Raw genomic sequence first — 7,950 nt, forward strand, 5'->3', positions numbered from 1 at the left:
CCCCTGCCCCCTGCCCCCTGCCTCTATAGCGATGGTATATTTTTTTATTTGGAAGTCCCTAATTAATCATGCCTTGAAGCATCAGGCATAATTGCCTCCTGAAGATTTACGCCCTTGAGGTTAGCTCCCCTAATGTCGGCTCCTCTGAGGTTAGCTCCTCTGAGATTCGCGCCTGCCAAATTCGCGCCTCTAAGGTTAGTCCAACTCAAGTCAGCTTCACTTAAGTTAGCTTCACTTAAGTTAGCCCGCAACAGGTAAGCACCACTGAGGTGAGCTTTGTTTAGATTAGCTTTGTACAGTTCAGTTTTATAAAGATAAGCCCCCAATACTTCTGCCTCGTACAAACTTGCCTCGCTGAGGTCAGCCGCAATCAAGTTAGCTTCAATGAGGTTAGCAAAAGAGAGATTAGTCCGCATTAGCTTCGCTGCACCTAAATCGGCATCTCTCAAGTTAGCGCCTCTTAAATCGGTTCCAATTAAATTAGCATGAGCGATCGCAGCGCCTCTAAGATTCGTCTCACTCAAGTCTGCTCCAATAAAATTAGCATGACTCAAATCTGCCTGCGTAAGTATAGCACCACTCAAGTTAGCAACACTGAAGTTAGCATCACTCAAGTTAGCTTCAATGAGGAAGGCTTTGTAGAGGTTGGCACTACTCAGATCAGCACCACTGAGGTTTGCTCGCACAAGTAAAGCATTACCCAAATCCACCTTGCTCAAATTTACCCCCTGGAGATTTGCGCCTCTAAAGTTATCCCCTTGCAGGTTTGCGGCGCTGAGGTCTGGTTCAATCTGAGGATTTTTCTCTCTCCATTCAATCCATGTAACTGCACCTGCTTTGAGTAAAGCTAGATGCTCTCGATTTGCCATTTTCTCTCCTTTACTCCTGACGCATACCCAGAGGATTTGCCCGACCAGCTACACTTTCTATTGCTGTTAATGCTCCTGCCGCACCTGCTAGAATATCTCTTTCATGTCCACCTAAGTAAAGCCGTCCAAAACTTCCTACAGCTTGAACTTCAAGGATGTTAATCGATGCCGCTTTCTCAGCTTCATTCGCAGCCAGTGCGGCGTAAGCAGCAGGCTCCACTTCTAATACATACAGTGTTTGCCCTGCTAGTAATAGCTGGCCCCGTCGCGTGCGATTAATAAGTTGTGTTTGGTAAGCATCAATGTTGCGGATAATTTGGCTAGAAACAACACGCGGTTTGAGACATTGGTCTTTTCGGACTCCCAATGCAGCCAAAATTGCTTGCCCAGCAGCTCGCGTTTCACCTTGGGAGCTAGAATGAACTTCTAATAGTCCGTAGAGTCGTTCAACTACCTGTACTCCCGGACGGACAGAGGCAGCTTTCAGCGCTACATCCGTAATTTTATTAATTTCGATACCAGGAGAGATTTCAATCCACAGTGATGTATCCCCTGGTAATGGTAAGAAGCCTTGAGCTACTGTTCCCATATATGCTGCATGTTGAGGTTGCAGGCTGTCGAGAAATACGAAACTGCGTAGTTCTATTCCCAAGATTTTGCTCTCCAGTCATAAGGGTAAAAGTTATCTATTGCAAGATATGAACGCCTAATTTGGGGCATTTTTGCCACAAGTGAAGCATGGAAAAACACAAAGTAGAAAAATTTTGCTGTCGATAAATTTTACGCCTGAGAAGTATTCTGGCGGGAAAACCGCCTTGACAATTGTACAAGCTTTATTACACACAAGTCGCTGTCTGCAATGCCCAACTGGTCTTGATTTACTGATAAACTTGATGTTACAAAAAAGTCCAATAGCTAAACTGAAGCGGGAAAAATCCATTGGACTTCTGCGGATATCTTCAAAATGCTGCCAAAACCGCAGCCAATCAAACTCACAGTACTAGGATTTGCACATTGACAAAGTAGGCAAGTAGTGGTATAGGTGGAAACAAGGAAATATCCGAAAAGCAGCAACTTCAGTTTGGAGGTTAAGTATACACCTACCAAAATGAGATGCACTCATTGCTAAGTCATGATAAATACAAATTTAAAACTGAGATTTAAACCTGTTTCTCACAGTTGGGTTGCTCTGCATCCACAGCCTAAAGGAGTAATTCAACGTGAGTTCGGGTTAAGATTAGGTGCCAGAAAGCAAACCTTTATGATCGATGGCGATCGCAGGCTTCTTAGGTTGGTGGCAGTAAGCGATTAAACCGCAGACAATGTTGACTAGGCAGTTGACAGGCGATCGGTGACGGGAATGCTCAATCTGGGAGATATTCTTGAACTGGTCAATGATGGTCTCAATGATCGAGCGTTTCCTGAGCAACAGGCGATCGCTCAAGGACATGAAGCGATTTTTCATGTTACGTTTGAGTTTGGTGATCAGTTGTATCCCAATACTCTCGAGTAATTGTTTTGCTAATTTTTGAGAGACATAGCCCTTGTCCGCAAACACTTTGCCGAATAGCATTTGCAGCAATTTGGGCACGGGGATACGGTCATCGGTATTTCCTGGAGTCAGCACAACATTCAGCAATTCTCCACGATCGTTGACCACTACATGGAGTTTGAAGCCAAAGAACCAATCAACTGAAGTCTTGCCGCGAGCAGCTAGATTTTGGAACACCCGATGTTGATTGATCCGCCGATTGTGACAGACTTTGAGACTGGTCGAATCCAAAAAACTGATGCCTGTACAGGAGCCAAAACAGGAGCCAAGATTTGCACACAAAGGCAACAGGGTACTAGGCATCCATTCCACAAAGCGATGGTAGCTGACCAAACCGGGGAAGTATGCTTGCCACTGAACCTGTACTTTATCCTGGTAATAGGCTTTGAAATTCCGGTAACAAGACTGATGAAAGCCGATCAGAATTGTCATGATCTCGCTCAAACATAGACTGCGATCACGCTTTCTTTTTTGCAGCCCATTACCCAACAGTTGGCGCTCCCACTGTGATTCAAAGGTTTGACAGAAGTCATCGACAGAACAGAATAGTTCTTCTAGAGTGAACATAGGGCAAGCAGATGGATGAGAATTTAGCACTTTCAGCCTACCTGTTTTGCCTCTTTCTTATCCCGAACTCACGTTAATTCAATTTATTGCAGGAGCTTTCTTTGGTACATTTGGCCCCATGATTTTTTATCGCTATCTGCTTCAATGCCTATATGAGCAGGGATATACAATTATTCTTTTGCCGTTTAATTTCACTTTTAACCATTATGTAGAAGCTGGTTTCCTCATGAGAGAGCAGTATGAAATTCTGCCAGAGCTTGTGAGGATGGCAAGCGTTGAAGGATATGATTATGAAGCCTATCTAGATGATAAAAACTTTTCTTGGATTGGACATAGCCTTGGCTGTAAATATATCTCCTTGTTAGAAGGATTTACTGCTTTACCTCTAGAGCCTCAAGATAGAGAAAAGTTTATTCGGAATCTGCTATCTTATACTTCGGATGAGTCACAGATAGAAAGTATTATTGCAGACATTAACATTCTCTTTGAGGAACTTAAACAAAAAATTGTAGAAGATCGAAAACTAATTTACAGTTACGTAAATCGGAAAATCAAAATTAACAGTATCTTCATTAAAGGGCAGGCTTCTGTCTTATTAGCACCTGCTATTGCTGACACAGGGAGCGCAATTCGTCCTCAGTTTTTAGCGAATATCATCGATAATCTGGGTTGGGGTGTGAAACCAAGCGTTGAAGAAACCCATAACTTAATCAAAGATAGTGGTTTATTTAATATAATGGGTTTAGTTTGTTTTCAATCTGATAATATTGCTAAATTAACCTGTGAGTGGTTTACTAATATTCTAAAAAAACCACCACAGGAATTTATACAACCTGCAAAGGGTGGGCATTTAAAACCTTTAGGTATTCAACTAGGCAAGTTTGTAATTAATCTTTTCAATCGACCTTTGATTGAATCAGTGCAAGAGCGAAATAAAGGTTTTGAATCTCATGTAATTCAATTATTTGAGCAACTAAAAAAAGAATAAATAAAAAAGTACTGAAAACTCCAAAATCATTAAGTTAAAATATAGCGGTTCTCAAGCAAAAAGACAGATTGCTTTCTCAATTTGCCTTTTTGCTTTTTAAAATGAGCAATTTACCCACTCATAATAGTTATTGCTGTCTTGTACAAACCATTAATCATTGAGCATGAAGTAAATTACTGCTTTTTCTCTATTGCCTAACCCTCTTTCATAGCAATCCTAACTGTTCTGGAAAGCCTAGCATAATGTTTAAGTTTTGGATTGCGGCTCCCGATGCGCCTTTGCCCAAATTGTCGAGACAAGCAACTAGCAATGCTTCTTTGGTAGTGTCATTGGCGAATACAAATACCTGAACAATATTAGTGCCGTTCATTGCGATCGCATCCAAAAATATTCCGTCTCGCAGCAGAGTAGAATCTTTGTATGGAGCAACCTGCACAAATTTTTCACTTTGGTAGTAGTTAACAATTGTTTGATGAATAACCTCACCTGATGGTGGATTATCCAAAGTCCCTAGCGGCAAAGGCACCTGAACCAGCATCCCTTGCTCAAAATCCCCTACTGCTGGTACGAATAGCGGCGGCGATGCCAACTCTGAGTAATGATGCATTTCCTTGACATGCTTATGTCCAAACTGCAAACCGTAGATACCATAAGGATAGAGCGACTCTCCTCCAGCTTCCTGTTCATGGAAGGTATGATATTGTTTGATCAGATTCTTTCCGCCACCAGAGTAACCTGACACTGCATTGACGGTGATGGGAAAATTACTCTTTAAAAGTCCCTTGGCAATCAACGGACGGATACAGGCTAAAAATCCTGTGGGATAACATCCTGGATTGCTGACAAACTGAGCGCTGGCGATTTTCTCTCGCTGTCCTGGATTGAGTTCAGGAAAACCATATACCCAGTTATTAGCTGTGCGATGGGCACTACTAGCATCAAGGATCTTAACCGTAGTACTACTTACTAAGCTAACAGCTTCGCGGGCTGCATCATCAGGTAGGCAGAGAATGACAACATCGACGGCATTAATTAATTTAGCTCGCTCAGTTGCATCCCTACGTTTCGATGCCTCAATGCTAACTAACTCGATATCATCCCGTTGATTGAGGCGTGAGTAAATATGTAAGCCTGTGGTTCCCGATTCCCCATCAATAAAAATCTTAGGTTTAGTAATCATGCGTCCAGCATCCTGATCTGTGAGTAGTATTATGCAGTAAATCAATTCATGCTGGTCAAATTGCTTGCTTTTTGCTCAGTCAGGAGTTGATTTAGGGAGGAAGTCAGGGCAAACGCATCTAAAGTAGAAGAATCCTTTAACAAGGTTAAGGCGTTTAATTCCCCTGCCTAAAAAGGGTAGCACGTTCAGGGTAAGCGCGTTTCAAATAGCAGCGATCGCTTGATTAAAACCAAGTCTTAACCTGTCCATGAAGTGTAGGATGATTGGCTTAAGTGCTAGGACGTGATCTGCGGAAGCATTATATATTTGAAAAGATCAGATTTATTCGCTTCTGGGATTTCTTAATTATGAAGCTTAACTTAAAAGACATGGCTGGTAGTTCTCCCCGTCGTCAAATTCTCAAAACTGCTTTTACCTTTGTGACTGGTTTAACCGCCACATCACTGGTTTCTTTTTTGATGACCAAATCCACGAAGCCAGCACAAGCAATTGTTGTGCAACGACCAAATGAGTTTAAACTTGAGGGCGAAGGTACTAATATTCAGTATTCAATTCTCAAGGGAGTTCCACAGCTTGATTACAGAACTAAAAACATTTCCACTCATTTCAGTGGTGGCGAAATTCAGACATTAGCTACTGATATCGGTACATTAGTGACAGTTATTATTAGCAAGCCACCAAACCCTAATTTTGGAGGAAATATAGTCAAACTGAGCTTACTTTTGCCAATTGTTAACCTATTTATCGGCAATGGAGAAATTTCTGTCCAAACTGAAGCCATTTTAACCACTCAAAAAACATCAGGATTAATTCGTACTCCCCTGTCTGGACAATTACAGTCATATCAGACTATAGTACTCCGGGGAACTGCCAAAGCAAACGCATCTTAAATTGCATCCGAAAATGAAGTATAGATTAACGCTGCTCTGGTGTAAATCCAGAGCAGCGTTAATCTTGTACAAGCTCTCTAACCCCAGCTAAAAACAGTCAAATCGGTAAATCAACTAAAAGTTCTGGGGTGGGAGTGGTTGTCCTTGGCTCTTAGGAATATTAACTACGTTTAAAGCTTTGGCAATTGCAATAACGTCATTATCCAATCGTTGAGCTTTAGCATTGCCAGGACAGCTAATGTCTGGCGACTCTTCACCAGCTAATCTAATGGTAGTAGTTGTACCAAAAGAAACAGATTTGACGCAACCTTGTTTTGGCAAGTTAGATAAAGGTTCAGCAACTTTCAGGTCACGGAAAAACTTTTTCGTTAATTTTTCGGACAATTTACCTTGATTAGACCCTTTGCCATCAACATAATTAACTTCTCCAGATGGTGATACGTAAATGCGATACCCAATCGTATTTGTAGAGCCACTATTAAGGATAATAGCAACGTTATTGGGTACAAGCGCCATTGCTAATTGAGACGAACAAAGTAAAAATGATACACCTGCTAGCCCCAGTAAGCTCTTAGAAAAAACCCGATTCATATAATAAATTTCCTGATTTATGAGTCTTGATTGTCAAAATTGTATGACCAATATTCATCTAGATAAGTTTCTTTCATTTCCTAATTTTAAACAGGTTGCTCAGTAAAAATTTCTAGCCATACTTTTGTTATAGGTTTGTCATAAGTGCGTCAAGTTAATATGAAATGATTAAAGATTGTGTTTTACTGCTTATGTGAGTTGGGGTAGCAAGAAACAAGCATCTTTTGTTAGCAGAGTAAGTGCATTTTGTCAATAACAAAACCTTAATAAACCTCAAAATAATCGCATTAATGGTTACTTATTGAGAATATTTTAGGCATAGGTGTAGCCCGTCGTAGACATCGCCTTGACCCGTAGAAAATAAACCAAGCGATAATCTAATTCTTTCTTTAATACATTAATCAAAGTTTTTGTCAAAAGTAATTTAGATGCTCTTACTTTGGCAGCACATTTTCATGGCTAATTAAAATCCCCGTTACAAAAGGTAATTTTGAATTGCAAATTGGTTTAATAGCAAGTGTTTGATAATTGAGGATATTTTTTCATCAATATCCCTACGCAACAAGGGTTTCACAAATTACGTGTGTTTGTCATAGTATTCTCCCTTATCTTTTTTCAAAAATAAAATCGGATTGCTATAGCAGAGGTAAAAGTTAAATTTAAATTTTTTGTGTTGCTCACGACATCTAAAAAATAATCAGTATGTTATGTTACTGAGCGACATCATTAATGCTCTCATTTTCAGCAATTAACTTAAGTGTGAATACAGCCATTGCGGTATGGGCGGTCAGAGGATTTCTAAATTTTTCCTGACCAAAACTATGCCAAAATTTTTGGTGAATTCTCACTAAAAGCTAGTTATAAATAACGAATTTATAGTACCTGATTTCACAAATTAGTTGTGAAATAAAGTACTACAAAATTCGTTAGATCAAGCAATTAAGCTGTTTTTAATTGTATGGAATACATATCTGTTTAGGGGTGCAAAATCTTGCGCTCCATACTGGATTGCATCCATACAAGAATCCTCTAGCCTGATTAAAAGGAATAACCGACTACGCCCACACTGAAATTATGTTCGGCAGAGCAGTTATTGAAGAGTAGGCTGGAGATTTATTTCGGGTTCGTGTCTGAGCAAATTTTTGTAGGAGTTAAGTGAACAAGATGAATCTGTACAAACAACGTCAAAGCAAAAATAGCGTATTGATTTTAACTTCTCTGGCTGTGTTGGCGTCTCCATTAGTATTGCCCTTGCAACAAGCCTCTGCACAAACATTAACGACCGTTGTAAATTTCAACGGTACTAATGGAGC

At 40.4% G+C, this 7,950-nt stretch carries 7 protein-coding genes; 2 read left to right on the top strand and 5 right to left on the bottom strand.

The features are described from left to right. Positions 1-62: 62 nt before the first annotated feature. The 3 genes from ACFE90_RS33580 to ACFE90_RS33590 form a co-directional block, all read right to left on the bottom strand. Positions 63-869: a pentapeptide repeat-containing protein gene (locus tag ACFE90_RS33580; protein WP_375506624.1), complete on the bottom strand. Its 807-nt coding sequence runs from the start codon at positions 867-869 to the stop codon at positions 63-65. A gap of 10 nt (positions 870-879) precedes the next feature. Next, on the bottom strand, positions 880-1,521 hold the full coding sequence (locus ACFE90_RS33585; protein WP_375506625.1) for a hypothetical protein: 642 nt from the start codon (positions 1,519-1,521) through the stop codon (positions 880-882). A 585-nt stretch (positions 1,522-2,106) separates the two neighbouring features. Continuing rightward, complete coding sequence (locus tag ACFE90_RS33590) at positions 2,107-2,988, bottom strand: IS982 family transposase (RefSeq protein WP_375506629.1); 882 nt, start codon at positions 2,986-2,988, stop codon at positions 2,107-2,109. Between the two features lie 118 nt (positions 2,989-3,106). Between ACFE90_RS33590 and ACFE90_RS33595 the strand changes: the two genes are divergently transcribed. Continuing rightward, positions 3,107-3,976, top strand: coding sequence for a hypothetical protein (locus ACFE90_RS33595; protein WP_375506626.1), 870 nt, complete (start codon positions 3,107-3,109; stop codon positions 3,974-3,976). Positions 3,977-4,181: 205 nt separating this feature from the next. Here the strand turns inward: ACFE90_RS33595 and argC are convergent, their stop codons facing one another. Further along, positions 4,182-5,153, bottom strand: a complete 972-nt coding sequence (gene argC, locus ACFE90_RS33600) for an N-acetyl-gamma-glutamyl-phosphate reductase (protein WP_375506630.1) — start codon at positions 5,151-5,153, stop codon at positions 4,182-4,184. A gap of 350 nt (positions 5,154-5,503) precedes the next feature. Between argC and ACFE90_RS33605 the strand changes: the two genes are divergently transcribed. Next, positions 5,504-6,046: a hypothetical protein gene (locus ACFE90_RS33605; protein ID WP_375506627.1), complete on the top strand. Its 543-nt coding sequence runs from the start codon at positions 5,504-5,506 to the stop codon at positions 6,044-6,046. Positions 6,047-6,160: 114 nt separating this feature from the next. Here the strand turns inward: ACFE90_RS33605 and ACFE90_RS33610 are convergent, their stop codons facing one another. Beyond that, positions 6,161-6,637, bottom strand: coding sequence for a hypothetical protein (locus ACFE90_RS33610; protein WP_375506628.1), 477 nt, complete (start codon positions 6,635-6,637; stop codon positions 6,161-6,163). Between the last annotated feature and the right edge of the window lie 1,313 nt (positions 6,638-7,950).

Origin of the sequence: uncultured Nostoc sp. (genome assembly GCF_964245445.1) — a bacterium.
Classification (GTDB): Bacteria; Cyanobacteriota; Cyanobacteriia; order Cyanobacteriales; family Nostocaceae; genus Nostoc.